Source organism: Streptomyces viridosporus T7A (genome assembly GCF_008704515.1).
In the GTDB taxonomy this organism is placed as follows: domain Bacteria; phylum Actinomycetota; class Actinomycetes; order Streptomycetales; family Streptomycetaceae; genus Streptomyces; species Streptomyces viridosporus.
Window position 1 is genome coordinate 4,024,815 of the sequence record NZ_CP023700.1, and the last position, 14,902, is coordinate 4,039,716.

Annotated in this window: 17 protein-coding genes; 6 read left to right on the forward strand and 11 right to left on the reverse strand. The window is 72.3% G+C overall.

What is annotated here, in order from left to right; all coding sequences use genetic code 11:
- Nucleotides 1-50 precede the first annotated feature (50 nt).
- Entirely contained in the window at nucleotides 51-632 is a 582-nt protein-coding gene (locus CP969_RS18605; RefSeq protein ID WP_016825628.1) for a hypothetical protein, read from the reverse strand.
- A gap of 102 nt (nucleotides 633-734) precedes the next feature.
- Here CP969_RS18605 and CP969_RS18615 point away from each other — a divergent pair, with 102 nt between their 5' ends.
- Entirely contained in the window at nucleotides 735-1,097 is a 363-nt protein-coding gene (locus CP969_RS18615; protein WP_016825627.1) for a DsrE family protein, read from the forward strand.
- A 48-nt stretch (nucleotides 1,098-1,145) separates the two neighbouring features.
- On the opposite strand, the gene CP969_RS18620 is transcribed toward CP969_RS18615, so the two are convergent.
- From CP969_RS18620 to CP969_RS18655, 8 genes are all read right to left on the reverse strand, one after another.
- Nucleotides 1,146-1,406 (reverse strand): DUF3099 domain-containing protein, encoded by a 261-nt coding sequence (locus CP969_RS18620; RefSeq protein ID WP_016825626.1) that lies wholly within the window; start codon nucleotides 1,404-1,406, stop codon nucleotides 1,146-1,148.
- Between the two features lie 82 nt (nucleotides 1,407-1,488).
- The gene (locus CP969_RS18625) at nucleotides 1,489-1,776 is read right to left on the reverse strand and encodes a DUF1416 domain-containing protein (RefSeq protein WP_004986406.1); all 288 of its coding nucleotides are present in this window, start codon (nucleotides 1,774-1,776) and stop codon (nucleotides 1,489-1,491) included.
- Nucleotides 1,777-1,818: 42 nt separating this feature from the next.
- Entirely contained in the window at nucleotides 1,819-2,664 is an 846-nt protein-coding gene (locus CP969_RS18630) for a sulfurtransferase (RefSeq protein WP_004986405.1), read from the reverse strand.
- A gap of 122 nt (nucleotides 2,665-2,786) precedes the next feature.
- Nucleotides 2,787-2,894 (reverse strand): Ms5788A family Cys-rich leader peptide, encoded by a 108-nt coding sequence (locus CP969_RS34630; RefSeq protein ID WP_350849312.1) that lies wholly within the window; start codon nucleotides 2,892-2,894, stop codon nucleotides 2,787-2,789.
- 197 nt (nucleotides 2,895-3,091) lie between these two features.
- Nucleotides 3,092-3,832 (reverse strand): LmeA family phospholipid-binding protein, encoded by a 741-nt coding sequence (locus CP969_RS18640; protein WP_004986404.1) that lies wholly within the window; start codon nucleotides 3,830-3,832, stop codon nucleotides 3,092-3,094.
- Nucleotides 3,833-4,006: 174 nt separating this feature from the next.
- Nucleotides 4,007-5,254, reverse strand: a complete 1,248-nt coding sequence (locus CP969_RS18645) for a hypothetical protein (protein WP_150474945.1) — start codon at nucleotides 5,252-5,254, stop codon at nucleotides 4,007-4,009.
- Nucleotides 5,255-5,257: 3 nt separating this feature from the next.
- Nucleotides 5,258-5,512, reverse strand: a complete 255-nt coding sequence (locus CP969_RS18650) for a MoaD/ThiS family protein (protein ID WP_004986402.1) — start codon at nucleotides 5,510-5,512, stop codon at nucleotides 5,258-5,260.
- 40 nt (nucleotides 5,513-5,552) lie between these two features.
- On the reverse strand, nucleotides 5,553-6,434 hold the full coding sequence (locus tag CP969_RS18655) for an alpha/beta hydrolase family protein (RefSeq protein ID WP_171817491.1): 882 nt from the start codon (nucleotides 6,432-6,434) through the stop codon (nucleotides 5,553-5,555).
- 226 nt (nucleotides 6,435-6,660) lie between these two features.
- Here CP969_RS18655 and CP969_RS18660 point away from each other — a divergent pair, with 226 nt between their 5' ends.
- From CP969_RS18660 to CP969_RS18680, 5 genes are all read left to right on the forward strand, one after another.
- Nucleotides 6,661-7,440, forward strand: a complete 780-nt coding sequence (locus CP969_RS18660; RefSeq protein ID WP_004986400.1) for a response regulator transcription factor — start codon at nucleotides 6,661-6,663, stop codon at nucleotides 7,438-7,440.
- A gap of 107 nt (nucleotides 7,441-7,547) precedes the next feature.
- The gene (locus tag CP969_RS18665; RefSeq protein ID WP_004986399.1) at nucleotides 7,548-8,576 is read left to right on the forward strand and encodes a LacI family DNA-binding transcriptional regulator; all 1,029 of its coding nucleotides are present in this window, start codon (nucleotides 7,548-7,550) and stop codon (nucleotides 8,574-8,576) included.
- A gap of 118 nt (nucleotides 8,577-8,694) precedes the next feature.
- Nucleotides 8,695-9,732, forward strand: coding sequence for a S1C family serine protease (locus CP969_RS18670; RefSeq protein WP_016825623.1), 1,038 nt, complete (start codon nucleotides 8,695-8,697; stop codon nucleotides 9,730-9,732).
- A gap of 118 nt (nucleotides 9,733-9,850) precedes the next feature.
- On the forward strand, nucleotides 9,851-10,591 hold the full coding sequence (locus tag CP969_RS18675) for a response regulator transcription factor (protein WP_004986397.1): 741 nt from the start codon (nucleotides 9,851-9,853) through the stop codon (nucleotides 10,589-10,591).
- A gap of 10 nt (nucleotides 10,592-10,601) precedes the next feature.
- Entirely contained in the window at nucleotides 10,602-12,062 is a 1,461-nt protein-coding gene (locus CP969_RS18680) for a sensor histidine kinase (RefSeq protein ID WP_016825622.1), read from the forward strand.
- Between the two features lie 153 nt (nucleotides 12,063-12,215).
- On the opposite strand, the gene CP969_RS18685 is transcribed toward CP969_RS18680, so the two are convergent.
- Together CP969_RS18685 and CP969_RS18690 are read right to left on the reverse strand one after the other, a co-directional pair.
- On the reverse strand, nucleotides 12,216-13,676 hold the full coding sequence (locus tag CP969_RS18685; RefSeq protein WP_016825621.1) for a catalase: 1,461 nt from the start codon (nucleotides 13,674-13,676) through the stop codon (nucleotides 12,216-12,218).
- Between the two features lie 528 nt (nucleotides 13,677-14,204).
- Nucleotides 14,205-14,855 carry a DUF7691 family protein gene (locus CP969_RS18690; protein ID WP_016825620.1) on the reverse strand — a complete coding sequence of 217 codons (651 nt, stop codon included), beginning with the start codon at nucleotides 14,853-14,855 and terminating at the stop codon, nucleotides 14,205-14,207.
- Between the last annotated feature and the right edge of the window lie 47 nt (nucleotides 14,856-14,902).

A 14,902-nucleotide genomic window follows, 5' to 3' on the forward strand; every position in this document is an offset into this window, starting at 1 on the left:
CCCCCCGCCCAGCGCTGACCGTCGTCACTGGAGTCGGCGGCCGTGACGTACTACTCCTGGCGGAACTGGACGAGGCTGATCTCCACGGTGTACCCGTCGTCGGCCTCCCAGGCGGTCACGGCCGCCCGGCGGAACTCGTCCGTTATGAGGTCCCCGAAGGTCTCGTAGGGAACCGTGTAGGACTCGGCGTAGTCGGCCAGGTCCAGCCACCCGTCGGACCCCTGGAGCCAGTCCGCGCTCTTCGCTCCGTGGGGCTTCTTCAGCAGCAGTTTGCGCAGGTCGCCGTCGGTCCTCACCCGCCGGTCCCGCGCCGCGGACAGGGGATCGGGTCCCTCGCCCTCCGCCTGCGCGAGCACCGGCTGCGACAGCGGAGGCAGCGGGGTGGGCTCACGGCCGGCCTGTACGAGGTAGCCGGCACAGGTACCGGCGACCAGTCCCAGCACCAGGGCGGCACCGATCAGCGCGGCCGTCCGCCCCCGCCGGCGCCCCCGGGGCGCGTCCGGCACCGCGGCGGCCGGAGCCGGGACGGCCTCCGGTGCGTCGGACGGCTCCGGTGCGTCGGACGACGGCTCCGGTGCGTCGGGCGGTCTCGGTGCGTCCGGGGCGTCGGCCGCTTCTTCAGGTTGTTCCAAGACGTCCCCCACAGAAGGTGAAGCGCGCGTTCCGTCCGCGCGTGCTGAGGAGACTCACAGGTGGTCGTCACGGTTGCAGGGGGCATTGATTACGATTCGGCCATGGCGAAGAAGCTCGTGATCAAGGTGACCGCGGGGGCCGACGCCCCCGAACGCTGCTCCCAGGCGTTCACGGTGGCGGCGGTGGCCGTGGCGAGTGGGGTGGACGTCTCCGTGTGGCTGACCGGGGAGTCGGCGTGGTTCGCGCTGCCGGGCCGGGCCGCCGAGTTCGAGCTGCCGCACGCCGCGCCGCTGCCCGAGCTGATCGAGTCGCTCCTGGCCGGCGGCCGCCTCACCCTGTGCACGCAGTGCGCGGCCCGCCGCGACATCACGGAGAAGGACGTCCTCGAGGGCGTACGGATCGCGGGTGCGCAGGTGTTCGTGCAGGAGGCACTGGCCGACGACACCCAGGCGCTTGTCTACTGAGCCGACGGAGGCGACGCGGACGACCGACGGGAGGCGGCCCGCCGGGGCTCACCGGGGCCGCTTCTTGCCGTCCAGCTCGTCCCACCACTCGTCGGACTGCGGGTCGCCGGAGGGGTCGTCCCACCAGCGGTCCTCGGGGCCGCGCCGGTTGGCGACCATGGCGGCGAGCGGCGGGATGACCATGGCCACCACGCACATGCCCACCGCCGCCGGCACCGACCACAGCCGCACGACGCCCCAGGCCAGGACGAACAGCCCGATGCACGTGCCCATCATGACGAAGTAGGTGCGGCGCCTGCGCGCGTACATACGTCCAGCGTAGGTCCGGACACGCCGAAGGGCCGCGTCCCAGGCGTCCAACCCGTGGGATGCGGCCCTTCGGTGAGCGGGCTCAGACCGCGATCGCGACCTCGGCCAGACCGCCCTGCTGGGCGACGACCGTGCGGTCGGCGGTGCCGCCGGGCACCAGGGCGCGAACGGTCCAGGTGCCCTCCGCCGCGTAGAAGCGGAACTGTCCGGTGGCGGAGGTGGGGACCTCCGCGGTGAACTCGCCGGTCGAGTCCAGCAGACGGACGTAGCCCGTCACCGGCTCACCGTCGCGGGTCACCTGTCCCTGGATGGTGGTCTCACCGGGCTTGATCGTCGAGGCGTCCGGGCCGCCGGCCTTCGCACCGCACATGTCTTACTCCTGAAGGGGTCTGGAAGCGTCGGTCGGGGTGACTTACTTGGCGGGGCCGAGCTCGATCGGCACGCCGACGAGGGAGCCGTACTCGGTCCAGGAGCCGTCGTAGTTCTTGACGTTCTCCACGCCGAGCAGCTCGTGCAGCACGAACCAGGACAGCGCGGAGCGCTCACCGATGCGGCACAGGGCGATGGTGTCCTTGGACAGGTCGATCTGCTCGTCCTCGTAGAGCGCCTTGAGCTCCTCGTCGGACTTGAAGGTGCCGTCGTCGTTGGCGTTCTTGGACCACGGGATGTTGCGGGAGGTCGGCACGTGGCCGGGGCGCTGCGACTGCTCCTGCGGCAGGTGCGCGGGGGCGAGCAGCTTGCCGGAGAACTCGTCGGGCGAGCGCACGTCGACGATGTTCTGCTTGCCGATGGCGTCCACGACCTCGTCGCGGAAGGCACGGATGGACGTGTCCTGCGGCTTGGCCTTGTACGCGGTCTTCGGCCGCTCCGGCACCTCGTCGCCGGGGACCAGCTCGCGGGCGTCGAGCTCCCACTTCTTGCGGCCGCCGTCGAGGAGCTTGACGTTCTCGTGGCCGTACAGCTTGAAGTACCAGTAGGCGTACGCGGCGAACCAGTTGTTGTTGCCGCCGTAGAGGACGACGGTGTGGTCGTTGGCGATGCCCTTGTCGGACAGGAGCTTCTCGAAGCCCTCCTGGTCGACGAAGTCGCGGCGGACCGGGTCCTGCAGGTCCTTGGTCCAGTCGATCCGGACGGCGTTCTTGATGTGGTTCTTGTCGTAGGCGGACGTGTCCTCGTCCACCTCGACGATGACGATGGTCGGGTCGTCCAGGTGCTCCTGGAGCCAATCGGCGTCGACCAGGACGTCGCTGCGGCTCATGCTGTTTCTCCTCCGGGGCAGATGCGGCGGGGCGTGCGAGTAGGAGGTGCGCGGCCGCACCGGGCGGGCGCACGGGTGCCCTCAGCGGGGCGGGGCGGGAATGCGGACGGCGACGCGTCCGCTCAGAAGGGTCGACAGAGCATGGCGGCGACACGGCACAGGTCCACTGCCCGCCGCTTCGTGAGATCCGCCTGTCCTCGCGCTCGGAGGACGCTCGTCTGACACTGCATGCAGCCGATCGTAAGGAGAGCGGGGCGGGCGTGTCACCGGCATGTCACATGGCGAGACGCAATCGTCCGCCATACGGGACGGAGGAGCCTCGGGTCGCCTTCCCGCAGGCCCCGGGTCCGCACGCGCCCGCCGTCACATCTGCCCTGCGGACTCCCCCGTCTCGCCTGTCGGACGCCACCGTCCGCCGAGCCCTTCCTCACCCGACCAGACGGACGTCGGACCCCTTCACCGTGATCTCCACCCCGTTCCGCGCCGCCTCGACCTTGTCCAGCCGGATGCCGCCGGGCAGGCCGTCGATCTTCTGCTCGAAGTCGGTGATCTCCCGGATGCGGGACTCGACGAGCTCGACCCCGCCGAACTTCGGCACGCCGTCCGCCTTCACCCGGACGGTGTGGCCGTCCACGACCGTCACCGAGCTGAGCACGGAGATCGGCTCGGGCAGCTCGGCACCGAGCACGGTGGCCTCCACCTCGACCTTGATCTTCCCGTTGCCGCCGTCGGACAGACCGAGGACGTTCGCGGTGACCCCGGGGCCCACCCGGGTGGGCTCGGACCTGGCGGTCTCGAGCAGCTCGTCGTAGGCGACCGTCGCGGTGCCGGTGGCGCGGGCGGCGGTGGCGGAGCCGAAGTCGCCGGAGAACTCGACGCCCTCCATGTCGGCCCGCAGGTCGTCGATGCGGATCTTCCGGGCGCCGTCGCCGGTGGTGGCCTCGTAGTCCCGGATCCCGACCTCGACACCGTCGAGGGTGCCGCCCGCGACCTGGGTGAGGAAGGGGAAGCCCTTGATGGACACGTCGGGGGTGCTGGTGAGGTTCTCGGCCGCCTTCAGCCGGTCCGCCGCCTCGCCTTCGGCGAAGTGGACCGCGACGCGGTCCACGATCACGAAGATCCCGCCGAGTATCACGGCGACGATGAGCAGTGTTCGCAGTGCGCGCATGCGGTGTTTCCCCCACCTAGGCGTGTCCGACGGCATCCCTCGACAGCCGGTCGGCCGTCAGCGCGAGGGTAGCCCCGCGGGGGGCGGGGACATCGAAATTGTCGATCACCTGTGACAGGGCTCGCGTCGCCGGGGCCGGGGCCGCACGCCCCGCGGCCCCGGCCCACCCCGCTCTCAGCCGAACACGCGCCCCAGCACGTACACCGCCGGGGCGGCCGCCGCCAGCGGCAGTGCGACGCCCGCCGTGAAGTGGACGAAGCGCGACGGGTAGTCGTAGCTCGCGACCCGGTGCCCGATCAGGGCGCAGACCGCCGCACCCGCCCCGAGCAGCGCGCCCGAGGCGCCCAGGTCCGTCATCGCGCCGACCACGAACCCCGCGGCCGCCGCCCCGAGCAGCGCGATCCCCACGGACACCGCGGTCACCGCCCCCGGCAGCGGCAGTGCCCGCGCCACGGCCGCCGCGGCCACCGCGACCGCCCCGACGGTCACCGCGTCCGCGTCCGCCGCCAGGTACCCGCCCGCCGCGATCGCCAGCGCCGCCGCGGCGACCGTCGCCGTCAGGCCGTACATCCGCTCGTCGGCATCCGCGTGCGAGCGGAGCTGCAGCACCAGCGACAGCAGCACCCACACCCCCAGCGCCCCCAGGATCGCCGCCGGCGAGCGGTCCGACGCCAGCAGCGCCACGTCCGCGACCAGTGCCCCCAGGAAACCCAGGGCGATCCCCTGCCGCGCGGGCCACATGCCGTTCAGCCGGAACCAGCCCGCCGCCGTGACCGCCTGGAGCACCACCAGCGGCACCAGCAGGGCGTACGTGCCCAGCGCCGCCCCACCGGCGAGCAGCAGCCCCAGCAGCGCGGTGAGCACCGCCGGCTGCATACCGGGCTCGATGATCGGGGAACGCCCCTCCGCGCGGGCGCGCTGCGCGTCCGTGACGCGCGTGTTCCCGGCCAGCGTGGCCGGCCCGTACTCGGGGGCGTCACCGGCGGCCCCGGCACCTCCGGGTCCGACGGCCGCCGGTACGGGAGCCGGAGCAGGGGCCGGGACGGCCGCCGGGGCGGGCGTCGGGGCAGGGGCCGGGGCGGCCTGCGGCGCGTACGGCGCCGACGGCGGCCCGTACCCCCCGGGCGCGGCCGGTCCGGCGTACCCCTGCGGGGGCAGGTACGCCGTCTCCTCCGCCGGCGCGGGCACCGGCGGCTGCATCTGCGTCTCCCAGGTCTGCCCCTGCCACTGCTGCGTGTACTGCTGGTCGGCGTACGGGTCCTCGTACGCCTGCTGCCCGGGCCACGCCTGCGGCTGCCCGGGCCACGCCTGCGGCTGCTGCTGTTGCTGCGGCTGCTGCTGTTGCTGCTGCTGCGGCTGCGGCTGCTGTGGATACGGATGCTGTTGGTACGGGTCGTACCCCTCGTACGGCTGGTCGGTCATGGCTCACCCTCCTGCGAACGGCGGGAGCACCTCGACCGTGCCGCCGTCGGCCAGCCGTACCGTCTCATGCGCGCGGGTGCCCACGGGATCACCGTCGACGAGGAACGAGCACCGCAGCAGGACGCGCGTGAGTTCGCCGGGGTGCCGCTCGCGCACCGCGTCGAGCGCTCCGGCGAGCGTGTCCGCCTCGTACGGCTCCTCGGCCACACCGGCCGCGGCCTTGGCGGCGGCCCAGTACCGCACCGTGACCTTTGCCATCTGCTGGTTCCTCAATCGGTTGACGGTGAACACCGTCAGGCTAGCCCGCCCGGGCGACCGCCCAGTCCCCGATCCGGTGCAACAGCCCCTCCGGCGCCGCGTTCTCCGCGTGCCCCATGCCCGGCTCGATCCAGAGCTCCCCGTGCTCACCGGCGGCCGCCGCCAGCATGCGCGGGTGGTCGAGCGGGAAGTAGGCGTCGCTGTCGCCGTGCACGATCAGCAACGGCGTCGGCGCGATCCGCGGCACCGCCTCGACCGGGGACAGCGGAACCGGATCCCTCCCCCAAGCTCTTCGAGCAGGGGGTGCCCCCAGCCGCCGATGGATCCGCGTCCGCAGCCCGTACCGCCCCACCAGCCGCCCGGAGGGCCGGGTCACCAGCCAGTGCAGCCGCCGCATGGGGGCGGTCCCCCGGTAGAACCACCGGGCGGGCGCGCTCACCGAGACCACGGCGTCCGCGCCGGCGTCCCCGAGCGCCGCGTGCCGCAGCACCACCGAGCCCCCCATCGAGAACCCGACGGTGACCACGCGCGCGTGCCCCCGTTCCCGCGCCCACGCCACCGCCGCCGCCAGGTCCAGCACCTCCCGGTCCCCGACCGTGGACCGTCCGCCCGACGCGCCGTGCCCGCGGAAGGAGAACGTCACCACGGCCCCGTACCGCGCGAACGCCCGCGCCGCCCGCCGCACGTGCGGCCGGTCCGCGCTCCCCGTGAAGCCGTGGGCGACCACGAACACCGGATCGCGGGAAGGCTCCCGGGGGATTCCGCGCACGGCGTTTCCCGGGTCGTATACGGAATCGATCCGCACGCCGTCCGCAGTGCGCAGAAACGTCCGCAAAGGCGTGCCGCCGTTCGTTGCGCCTGGTGTCTCGGAATACGGACGAGAGGTGGAGCGTGCCACATGACCTGCCCGATCGGTGCCCATGTCGGCTATTCTGCTGCGAAGAGGACTCGGGCAGAGAAGCCCCCGAGTCCTTTTGTGCTTTCGGGAGCGTTGTATACGACGCGGGGAACCGCCGGTGTACGGGGCCGTCGATCGCACGTGGCCATGCCGTAAACGTCCTCGCAGGGACCGAGGAGGAACCAGACGTTATGGGCGAGCGAACCGTGCACGAAGGCAGGACGACCCAGCTCCGGGCGGAGGGGATGCGATGAGTTCACTGCTGCTCCTGACCAACGCCCTCCAGCCGTCGGCGGAGGTGCTCCCCGCCCTCGGCCTGCTGCTGCACACCGTGCGCGTGGCCCCCGCGGCGGGCCCCGCCCTCGTCGACACCCCCGGCGCGGACGTCATCCTCGTCGACGGCCGGCGCGACCTCCCGCAGGTCCGCAGCCTGTGCCAGCTGCTGCGCTCCACCGGCCCCGGCTGCCCGCTCGTCCTGGTGGTGACCGAGGGCGGCCTCGCCGCCGTCACCGCGGACTGGGGCATCGACGACGTCCTGCTGGACACCGCGGGCCCGGCCGAGGTCGAGGCGCGGCTGCGGCTGGCCCTGGGCCGTCGGCAGCTCGTCGACGACGACTCCCCGACGGAGATCCGCAACGGCGACCTGTCGGTGGACGAGGCGACCTACAGCGCCAAGCTCAAGGGCCGCGTCCTCGACCTCACCTTCAAGGAGTTCGAGCTGCTGAAGTACCTCGCGCAGCACCCGGGCCGGGTCTTCACCCGCGCCCAGCTGCTGCAGGAGGTCTGGGGCTACGACTACTTCGGCGGCACCCGCACGGTCGACGTCCACGTACGGCGGCTGCGCGCGAAACTCGGCCCCGAGCACGAGTCGCTGATCGGCACCGTCCGGAACGTCGGTTATCGATTCGTTACCCCGGAGAAGGGGGAGCGGGCCACCGAGGAGGCCAGGAGCAGGGCCGACCGGCAAAAGGCGTCGGATACGGACGAGACGACCGCCCGGGGTGGCACCGGGGCGCGGGCGAAAGCGTGAAAGGCGCACGCCTGAGCGTTGCGATCGCACATACGAGCCCTTTCCCCGCTGCACGGAACCTCCTTTACGCCCTGCCCGGCCCGGTTATATCCGCGTAGACTCCGCGCGTGGCCAAGGTGACTAGGGATGACGTGGCACGGCTGGCGGGAACGTCCACCGCCGTCGTCAGCTACGTCATCAACAACGGACCCCGGCCGGTCGCCCCGGCCACGCGCGAGCGGGTGCTCGCCGCGATCAAAGAGCTGGGGTACCGGCCCGACCGCGTCGCCCAGGCGATGGCGTCACGGCGCACGGACCTCATAGGCCTGATCGTTCCGGACGCGCGCCAGCCCTTCTTCGGGGAGATGGCGCACGCGGTGGAACAGGCGGCCTCCGAGCGCGGAAAGATGGTGCTGGTCGGGAACTCCGACTACATCGGCGAGCGCGAGGTCCACTACCTGCGGGCGTTCCTGGGGATGCGCGTCTCCGGGCTGATCCTGGTCAGCCACGCGCTCAACGACCTGGCCGCCGCGGAGATCGAGGCCTGGGACGCCCGGGTGGTCCTGCTGCACGAGCGGCCCGAGGCGATCGACGACGTCGCCGTCGTCACCGACGACCTCGGCGGCGCCCAGCTCGCCGTGCGCCACCTGCTGGAGCACGGCAACGAGTACGTCGCCTGCGTCGGCGGCACCGCGGACACCCCCGCCGTCGGCGACCCGGTCTCCGACCACGTCGAGGGCTGGCGGCGCGCGATGGAGGAGGCCGGCATCCCGACCGAGGGCCGCCTCTTCGAAGCCCCGTACAACCGCTACGACGCCTACCGCGTCGGCCTCGAGATCCTCTCCGGGCCGGACCGCCCGCCCGCGATCTTCTGCTCCACCGACGACCAGGCGATCGGCCTGCTGCGCGCGGCGCGCGAGCTGCGCATCGACGTGCCCGGCGAGCTCGCGGTCGCCGGGTTCGACGACATCAAGGAGGCGGCGCTCACCGACCCGCCCCTGACCACGGTCGCCTCGGACCGCTCGGCGATGGCCCGCGCGGCGGTGGACCTGGTGCTCGACGACGGCCTGCGGGTGGCCGGCTCGCGCCGCGAACGCCTGAAGCTGTTCCCGTCCCGGCTGGTGGTGCGCCACTCCTGCGGCTGCGGGCAGTCCTAGCCGCACGACCCCGCCGGGGCCGGACCCTCATGGTCCTTATATCGGGCATACGAGGTTCTGCCGGACTTTTCAGCGAGCGCTCAGAATGCTCTCATCGTCGGGCGCGAGGCTCGGAGCCATGACCGACAGCTTCCGCCGCAGCGACGCGTACGAGACCCCCCACCAGGTGAACCCCGCGTGGCCGCCCCCGCCGGCGTACGCCCCCGGGCAGCCGGTCACCGCGGAGACGAGCGGGGACACGGGCACCCCCGCCGGCCCGTCCGCGCGGCCCCCGGGGCAGCGGCGCGCCCGCGGCCCGGTCTCCCTGCTCGCCGCCGTGGCGATCGTCGCGGCGGCCGTGGGCGGCGGCGCCGCCTACGGCGTGCAGGAGCTGACCGGCAACGGCACGGTCGCCTCCGCCGCCTCCACCGGCGCCACCGCGGTGCCGGCCGGTCAGAAGGGCACGGTGTCCGGCGTCGCCGAGGCGGTCGGCCCGAGCATCGTCGAGATCCGGGCCACCTCCCCCACGGGCTCCTCGACCGGCTCCGGCGTGATCATCACGGAGGACGGCGAGGTCATCACCAACCACCACGTCGTCGCCGGCGCCTCCTCGATCGAGGTGGGCACCAGCGACGGCAGGACGTACACCGCGCGGATCGTCGGCACCGACAGCTCGAAGGACCTGGCGCTGATCGAGCTGGAGGACGCGTCCGGCCTGCAGGCGGCCACCCTGGGCGACTCCGACGGCGTCCAGGTCGGCGACCAGGTCGTGGCGATCGGCTCGCCCGAGGGCCTGACCGGCACGGTGACCAGCGGCATCGTCTCGGCGCTCGACCGCGACGTGACCGTCTCGACGGACCAGAGCCAGGGCCGGCAGCAGGAACAGGGCGGCGACTGGCCGTTCGCGTTCGGCGGCCGGGAGTTCAACGGCGACACCGGCGAGTCCACCACCACCTACCGGGCGATCCAGACCGACGCCTCCCTCAACCCCGGCAACTCCGGAGGCGCGCTGATCGACATGAACGGTGCCGTCATCGGCATCAACTCCGCGATGTACTCGGCGAGCGGCAGCGGCTCCTCCGCGTCCGACGCGGGCAGCGTGGGCCTGGGCTTCGCCATCCCGGTCGACACGGTCAAGGCGGACCTGCCGACGCTGCGGGCCGGCGCGACCGCCTGACCCCGGGGAGATCGACTGCCCCCGGGGGGACCGCCCCTTTCCGCGCCCCCGCCGGATCGTGCGAGGCTGAAGACCCGGACCCCGGCCGAGCCCCCGCAGACAGAGGAATCCCGAGCCCATGAGCCCCGTCCCCGCAGAGGGCGACCGCGCCCCCCAGCGCATCCTGATCGTCGACGACGAACCGGCGGTGCGCGAAGCGCTCCAGCGCAGCCTGGCCTTCGAGGGGTACGACACCGAGGTCGCCGTGGACGGCGCGGACGCCCTGGAGAAGGCGGCGTCCTACCGGCCCGACCTGCTCGTCCTCGACATCCAGATGCCCCGCATGGACGGCCTCACCGCCGCCCGCCGCATCCGCTCCGCCGGCGACACCACCCCCATCCTGATGCTGACGGCGCGGGACACGGTCGGCGACCGGGTGACGGGCCTGGACGCCGGGGCGGACGACTACCTGGTGAAGCCGTTCGAACTGGACGAGCTGTTCGCCCGGATCCGCGCGCTGCTGCGCCGCAGCTCGTACGCGGCGGCCGTGGCCGCCTCCGCCGAGTCGGACGACGTCCTCGCCTTCGGCGACCTGAGCATGAACCTGGCCACCCGGGAGGTCGTGCGGGGCGGGCGCCCGGTGGAGCTGACCCGTACGGAGTTCACCCTGCTGGAGATGTTCATGGCGCACCCGCGCCAGGTGCTCACCCGGGAGCAGATCCTGAAGGCGGTGTGGGGCTTCGACTTCGAGCCCTCGTCCAACTCCCTGGACGTGTACGTGATGTACCTGCGCCGCAAGACCGAGGCGGGCGGCGAGCCGCGCCTGGTGCACACGGTGCGGGGCGTGGGCTACGTCCTGCGGCAGGGCGGTGCGGAGTGAGGAAGGCGCGGTGAACGGACCGGTGCGCCGCTTCCGCGCCCTGCCGATCCGGGCGCGGCTGTCGCTGCTGGTGGCGGCGGCGGTGGCGTTCGCGGTGGCGGTGGTCTCCGTCACCTGCTGGTTCATCGTGCAGGGGAAGCTGTACGCGGAACTCGACGACGACCTGCGGGCGTCGGTCGTCGTGCTGAACGAGGACCAGCTCGAAAGGATCGTCGACACCTGCAGCCGGACGCCTCCCCCCACGGACACCCTCGGCCCGCAGAGCGGGAGCTACGGACAGCTCGTGCGGCACGACGGCACGGTGTGCCTGCTGCCGTTCGCCTCGACCGCGGTCCGGGTCACCGGCCACGACAAGGACGTGGCCGGTGACCCGGACCCGGGCGCCCTCACCTTCCGCAACGGCACCGACAGCAAGGGCGACCCGGTACGCGTGCTGACCACCGCGGTCACCGTCAAGACGGCCCTGGGCCGCGGCATCGCCCAGGACTACGCCTATGTCGCCGCCGTCCCCCTCGACAGCACCCGGTCCACGCTCAACGACCTCGCCCTGGTCCTGCTCCTGGTCTCCGGCCTGGGCGTCCTGGGCGCCTCCGCCGCGGGCCTCGCGGTCGCCCGGGCCGGCCTGCGCCCCGTCGACCGGCTCACCGAGGCGGTCGAGCACGTGGCCCGCACCGAGGACCTGGGCATCCGCATCCCCGTCGAGGAGGACGCCGAGGACGAGGTCGCCCGGCTCTCCCGCTCCTTCAACTCCATGACCTCCGCCCTGGCCAGCTCCCGCGACCTGCAGCAGCAGCTCATCGCGGACGCCGGGCACGAGCTGCGCACCCCGCTCACCTCCCTGCGCACCAACATCGAGCTGCTCACCCGCAGCGAGGAGACCGGCCGCCCCCTCCCGCCCGACGACCGCAAGGCGCTGCTCGCCTCCGTGAAGGCGCAGATGACGGAACTGGCGTCGCTCATCGGCGACCTGCAGGAGCTGTCCCGCCCGGACACCGACCAGCAGGCCGGCCGGACGCGGATCGTCGCCTGGCAGGACGTCGTCGAGTCGGCCCTGCGCCGCGCCCGGCTGCGCGGCCCGGAGCTGACCATCACGGCGGACGTGCGGCCCTGGTACGTGCGGGCGGAACCGAGCGCGCTGGAGCGGGCGGTGGTCAACGTCCTGGACAACGCGGTGAAGTTCAGCCCGGAGGGCGGCACGATCGACGTACGCCTCACCGACGGCGTCCTCACCGTCCGCGACCACGGCCCCGGCATCCCCGTCGACGAACTCCCGCACGTCTTCGACCGGTTCTGGCGTTCCCCGAGCGCCCGCTCCCTCCCGGGCTCCGGTCTCGGCCTGTCCATCGTGGCCCGCACGGTCCAGCAGGCGGGCGGCGAGGTCGTCCTGACCCCGGCGGAGGGCGGCGGCACGACGGCCGTGATCCGCCTGCCGGGCGCCCCGACACCGCCGCCCGAGGTGCCGCGGCCGTAGCGGGGGCGAGGGGCGGCACCCTTTCCGTGCCGGCCGGCGGGCCCGGCTGCGGATCCGGGCGGGCCGTGCCGGCCTACGACACGGAGGAAGCCCGGACCGTGACGGTCCGGGCTTCCTCACCGGTGGTCGCGCGTCGGTCGTCGCGCGGGGCGATTACTTCGCCTGGGCCTCCTTGGTGGCCCGCTCGATGCGCTCGCCGATGGTGGCGTCGATGTTCTTCCAGTACTCGAAGGCACGGGAGAGCACCGGCTCCTGGACCGGGGCGAGGGCGCCGGAGACGGTCTGGACGAGGCGGTCGCGCTGGGCGTCGTCGTAGACCTCGCGGACCAGCGTGCCGGGCTGCGAGAAGTCGTCGTCCTCGGCGTGCAGGCGGTAGGCGCTGCGCACCATCTCGCCGTCGGCCTCCCAGCTCTCGTCCACCGGGCCGGTCTCGTCCGCGTACGGGCGGTCGAAGGCGTTCGGGGCGTACACCGGGGCCTTGCCGGTGTGCTCGAACGTCATGGCGGCGTCGAAGGTGTAGGAGTTGGTCTTCACCTTCGGACGGTTGACCGGCAGCTGGAAGTAGTTGGCGCCGATCCGGGCACGCTGGGCGTCCGCGTACGCGAAGACCCGGCCGAGCAGCATCTTGTCGGGGGAGACGCCGATGCCCGGGACGAGGTTGGACGGCGCGAAGGCCGCCTGCTCGATCTCGGCGAAGAAGTTCTCCGGGTTCCGGTTCAGCGTCATGGTGCCGACCTTGATCAGCGGGTAGTCCGCGTGCGGCCACACCTTGGTCAGGTCGAACGGGTTGAACCGGTAGTCCTTGGCCTCCGCGTACGGCATGACCTGGACGTGCAGGGTCCAGGACGGGAACTCACCGCGCTCGATGGCCTCGGACAGGTCCCGGCGGTGGTACTCCGCGTCGGCCCCGGCGAGACGCTCGGCCTCCTCGTTGGACAGGGACTCGACGCCCTGCTCGGAGAGGAAGTGGTACTTGACCCAGAACTTCTCGCCCTCGGCGTTGACCCACATGTAGGTGTGGGAGCCGTAGCCGTTCATGTGGCGCCAGGACCGGGGCAGACCGCGGTCACCCATGAGGTAGGCGACCTGGTGGGCGGACTCGGGGTTGGAGGTCCAGAAGTCCCACTGCATGGTGTTGTCCCGCAGACCGGTGCCGGGCATCCGCTTCTGGGACCGGATGAAGTGCGGGAACTTCATCGGGTCGCGCACGAAGAAGACGGGGGTGTTGTTGCCGACGAGGTCGTAGTTGCCCTCGGAGGTGTAGAACTTGAGCGAGAAGCCGCGGACGTCGCGCCAGGTGTCCGGCGACCCCTGCTCGCCGGCCACGGTGGAGAACCGGGCCAGCATCTCCGTGCGCGCACCCTTCTGGAACAGGGCCGCCTTGGTGTAGCGGGAGACGTCCTCGGTGGTCTCGAAGACGCCGAAGGCACCGGCACCCTTGGCGTGCGGGTTGCGCTCCGGCACCCGCTCGCGGTTGAAGTGCGCGAGGGTCTCGACGAGCTGGACGTCGTGCAGCAGCAGCGGCCCGTTGGAACCCAGGCTGAGCGAGTTGCGGTTGCTGACGGCCGGCGCACCGTTCTCGAGCGTCGCCGGGGTGTCGATGGAGTCGGACAAGGCGGTCTCCTTTGCGTACGTAACAGGGCCGAAGCCCAGTCGGCGGACTCACCGGGAAGTCCACCAGGCCGAGCCCACACTCGATCCTACAATAGATTCTGTCTAATTTCCGTGCCGCTCCAGAAAGAGATCGAAACCGGCATCCGGTACCGCGCCCGCAGGGGCCGGCGAGGTGGCCGTCAGGCCTGCTCCAGGGCCATGGGACTCCCCCTACCGCCGGCCGCACGGGCCGGAGGGGTGCGGGACGCCGTCGGGGCCCCTCAGGGCCAGACGGCCGGCCTCCGGGTGCGGGGCCTCCTGCCGCAGGCCGGCTGTGCGTCGGCGATCAGGCCGCCGACGGGCCGGCAGGGGCTCGGCGCGGGCGGTCGGGTTCCGCTCCCACCGCGCGACCACACCCTGCCGACCGACCCGCACCTCGCTCGAGTCCCGGCGCCGTGGCCACCGACTCGCCGCCCTTTACCACCGGCGGCAGGATCCACCGCATGAGCGGCAGCAGGAAGTACTCGATCAGCCGGTGAGGGCGGTGCGTCAGGTGAGTTTGAAGAAGAGGGTGTCCTGGGTGTACCAGTCGATGTTCTTCGTGGCGTACTCCCACTCCCCGTGCTCGAACTCGAGCTTCTCGATCAGTTCACGGACGTCGTACCGGAAGTCCGGGTCCATCCGGTCCAGGACGGCACGGTAGGCGTCGGCGGCGGGCTTGGCCTTGGCCAGGGGAAGGTGGCCGATGGCCGGATAGCCGTCGATCGAGGACGGAAGGTACGGGAACCCCTCGGGCAGTCCGCCGTAGAGGTAGCCGTGGGGCAGGAGGTCGGCGGGCACGCCGAGGCGGCGCATCTCGTCGTCCACCAGGCCGAAGAACGTCGAGGGCTTCGCGTAGGTGCCCAGATGGGACGGGTCCGACGCGTTGTGGTCGATGATGTGCTGCAGCGCGGAGTGGTAGGCGTTGCCCGCGCACTCGGCGTCCGCGTCCGTGCGCCCGGCGATGAGGTGGTCGAGGGCGTCGGGTATGGACAGGCCCCAGTCGACGCCCTGGTGGTCGAGGGCCTCCTGATGGGCCCGGGCGTCCTTGCGCATCCCGCCGAGTCGTCGCTGCCGGTCCGGCGTCAGGTCGCCCTTGCTGCCCAGGTAGGCCAGGACGTCGGCCTTGTCCGCGGTGGAGTACGCGATGTTGTGACTCATGGCCGCCATCGTGCCAAGCGGCTCTGACATCCCGGCCGTTGAGGGCC